The 4,042-nt window shown below is 70.4% G+C and carries 1 protein-coding gene; it reads left to right on the top strand.

The genetic code is table 11. The features are described 5' to 3' along the window. Positions 1–4,042: amino acid adenylation domain-containing protein (locus R6V09_RS47690; RefSeq protein WP_317887703.1), on the top strand; the 4,042-nt coding region annotated here is incomplete at both ends.

Raw genomic sequence — 4,042 nt, 5'->3', positions numbered from 1 at the left:
CGCGAGCACGCCACCGGGCTGCTGCCCGCGCACCTGGTGCCGGCCAGGGTCGTGGTCCTGGACCGGCTGCCGCTGACCGCCGACGGCGAGCTGGACCACGAGGCCCTGCCCGCACCGGACCAAGCCGTCGTGACCGCCCGCCGCGCCCCGACGACCGTCCAGGAAGAGATCCTGTGCGCCGCGTTCGCCAAGGTGCTGAACCTGGATCTGTCCACCGTCGGCATCGAGGACAACTTCTTCGAACTCGGCGGCCACTCCCTGCTCGCGACCCGGCTGGTCGCCCACATCCGCGCCCTGCTCGGGGTCGAACTCGGCATGCGTACGCTCTTCGAAGCCCCCGACATCGCCGCCCTGGCCAAGGCGCTGGACGGAGGGGGCCCCGCGCGTCCGGCGCTGGTGGCCGCAGATCGTCCGGAGCCGTTGCCCTTGTCGTCCGCACAGCAGCGGTTGTGGTTCCTGCACGAGTTGGAGGGACCGAGCGCCACCTACAACATCCCGGCGGTCATCAAACTCTCCGGTGCGGTCGACACCGGTGCGCTGGACGCGGCGTTGCGGGATGTCCTCGGGCGCCACGAGGTGCTGCGCACGCTCTTCCCGTCGGTCGAGGGACGGCCGTACCAGCGGGTGGTGCCGGTGGAGGAGCTCGGCGAGGTGCTCAGCGTGGTACCGGCCGCTCTGGTCGGGCCGGCCGGCCCGACCGCGTCGATCAGCGGGGCGGCGGGCCACTGCTTCGACCTCTCGGCCGAAGTGCCCTTCCGGGCCTGGCTGTTCGAGTCCGGTGCGGACGAACACGTGCTGGTGCTGCTCGTGCATCACATCGCCGGTGACGGCTGGTCGCTGGTGCCGCTGGCACGGGACCTCTCGGTGGCGTACACGGCGCGCCTGGCCGACCAGGAACCCGAATGGGAGCCGCTGGCGGTCCAGTACGCGGACTACACGCTCTGGCAGCGTGAACTGCTCGGCGAGGCGCAGGACCCCGAGAGCCTGCTGAGCAGGCAACTGGCCTACTGGCGCCGCGCGCTGTCCGACATACCGGAGGAAGTGCCGCTGCCCGTCGACCGTGCCCGCCCCGCGGTGGCCACGCATGAGGGCGGGAGCGTGACGCTGGAGATCCCCGCGCGGCTGCACGCCTGGGTCACCGAACTGGCCAGGGACGAAGGCGCGACGGTCTTCATGGTGCTCCAGGCCACGTTGGCCGTGCTGCTCTCCCGGCTCGGCGCCGGCCAGGACATCGTGATCGGAACTCCTACGGCCGGGCGCACCGACACCGCGCTCGACGACCTCGTCGGGTTCTTCGTCAACACCCTCGTCCTGCGCACTGATGTGTCCGGCGGTCCGTCCTTCGGTGAACTGCTCGCCCGGGTGCGGGAGCAGACGCTCGACGCGTTGGCGCACCAGGACGTACCGTTCGAGCGCCTGGTCGAGGAGCTGGCCCCGGCCCGCTCCATGGCCCGCCATCCGCTGTTCCAGGTCGCGCTCGCGCTCCAGAACAACGCCGATCCCGTGCTTCGACTGCCCGGCCTGCGCACGAGCGTTCTGCCCGACGAGGACACCCCGGCCAAGTTCGACCTCTCCTTCGACCTGCGCGAAGGCTTCGACGAGCACGGCCGACCCGCCGGAATGACCGGCGAGGTCTTCTACGCCGTCGACCTGTTCGACCATGCGAGCATCGAGCAGCTCGCCGAACGCTTCACCCGGGTCCTCGACACTCTGACCACCGGCCCGGACCAGCGGGTCGACCAGGTCCCGGTGCTCTCCGCCGCGGAGCGGGAGAAGGTGCTGCACACCTGGAACGACACCTCCCGCTCCGTCCCGCCCACGACCCTGACAGCGCTCTTCGAGGACCAGGCCGCCCGCACCCCCGAGGCCACCTCGGTCGTCTTCGACGGCACCACCTTGACCTACGGCGAGCTCAACACCCGCGCCAACCGGCTCGCGCACCACCTGATCGAGCACGGGGTCGGCCCCGAGGACATCGTGGGCATGGCACTGCCACGGTCGGTCGACCTCGTCGTGGCGATGCTCGGTGTGCTCAAGGCGGGCGCGGCGTATCTTCCGATCGACACCGAATACCCGGAGGAACGGGTCCGGTTCATGATCGAGGACGCGAAGCCGGCGTACGTGGTGACGCTCCGGGCCACCGCGGCAGGGCTGCCGGCCGACGCACCCCTTCTGGTCCTGGACGACGCTGCCACCCAGGAGGAGCTGACCGCGCACCCGGCCTGGAGCCACGACCCGACCGACGACGAGCGCACCGGCCCGCTGACCCCCGCCCACCCTGCCTACGTCATCTACACCTCCGGTTCCACCGGAACTCCCAAGGGCGTGGCGGTACCGCACCAGAGCATCACCAACTTCATCACCGTTCACCGCGAGTCGGTCTTCGCCTGCGCCGCCGATCTCTCGGACCGTCGCCCACTACGGGTCGCGCTGACCACCTCCATATCCTTCGACGCGGTGTGGGACCAGCTGTCGTGCCTGCTGGAGGGGCACGAGCTGCATGTCGTGAGTACGGAGGTGCTCTCCGACATCGGCCTCCTCGCGACCTGGCTGGACGCGCACGACGTCGACTTCCTGGAGCTGACCCCCACGCACATGGCCGCCGCCGTGTCGGAAGGTCTGTTCGACAACGGCCGCCGTACTCCGGCACTGCTCGTGGTCGGTGGCGAGGCCGTGCCGGACTCGCTCTGGGAGTGGCTCGGATCGCTGGGTGAGGATACGCGCAGCTTCAGCTTCTACGGGCCCACGGAGTGCACGGTCTACCAGGTCTTCGCCGAGCCGCGATCCACACCGCGGCCGGTACTCGGCGGACCCACCTTCAATATGCGGGTGTTCGTGCTCGACGACGGCCTGGAACCGGTGGCCCCCGGTGTGACGGGTGAGTTGTACGTGGCGGGCGCCGGTCTGGCGCGCGGCTACCTGAACCGTCCCGCGCTGACCGCGGACCGGTTCGTGGCGTGCCCCTTCGGCGCGTCCGGCGAGCGGATGTACCGGACCGGGGACCTGGCGCGGTGGCGTGCGGACGGGGCCCTCGAGTTCGTCGGCCGGGCCGACGACCAGGTGAAGATCCGCGGGTTCCGGATCGAGATCGGGGAGGTCGAGGCGGTGCTGGCCCGGTATCCCGGTATCGCCCGGGCCGTGGCGGTGGTCCGCGAGGACATCCCCGGTGACAAGCGCTTGGTCGGTTATGCGGTACCCGCCCCGGGGCAGTCCCCGGAACAGATCGCGCAGTTGCCCGGCCTGTTGCGCCGGCATGCCGCGGGGCCGCTCCCGGACTACATGGTGCCGGCCGCGGTCGTGGTCCTGGACCGGCTGCCATTGACCGCCAACGGCAAGCTGGACCGCAAGGCCCTGCCCGAACCGGACTATGCCGTCGCCTCGACCCACCGCGCTCCGACGACCGTGCGGGAGGAGATGCTGTGTGCGGCGTTCGCCGACGTGCTGGGTCTGCCCAATGTCGGCGTCGACGACCACTTCTTCGAACTCGGCGGGCACTCCCTTCTCGCGACCCGGCTGGTCGCCCGCGTCCGCGCCCTGCTCGGGATGGAGATCACCATCCGCGCGTTGTTCGAGGCCCCCACTGTCGCCGCCCTGGCCGGTGCGCTGGTCGAGGAGGGGCCCTCCCGTCCGGCGCTGGTGGCCGGGGTTCGTCCGGAGTCGCTGCCGTTGTCGTTTGCGCAGCAGCGGTTGTGGATCATCGGTCAGTTGGCGGGGCCGAGCAGGGCGTACAACATGCCGTTGGTGCTGCGTCTGTCGGGGTCGTTGGACCGGCGGGCGCTGGTGGCGGCGCTGGGTGATGTGGTGGGCCGGCACGAGAGTCTGCGGACAGTCTTTCCGGTCGTCGATGGTGAGCCGGTCCAGCGGATCCTGCCTGCTGGTGGGATCACGCTGCCGTTCCTCTGGACGGATACCGATGAGGAGCGGGTGACCGAGCTCGTGGTCCGGGCGGCCGGGTATGTTTTCGACCTCGCGTCCGAGATTCCGTTGCGTGCGCACGGTTTCGCCACCGGGCCGGACGAGCACGTTCTGGTGCTGTTGGTGC

This window comes from Streptomyces sp. W16 (genome assembly GCF_033194735.1).
Classification (GTDB): Bacteria; Actinomycetota; Actinomycetes; order Streptomycetales; family Streptomycetaceae; genus Streptomyces.
The sequence above is the reverse complement of the archived record's forward strand: the minus strand, read 5'-3'. Positions and strand labels throughout refer to the sequence as shown.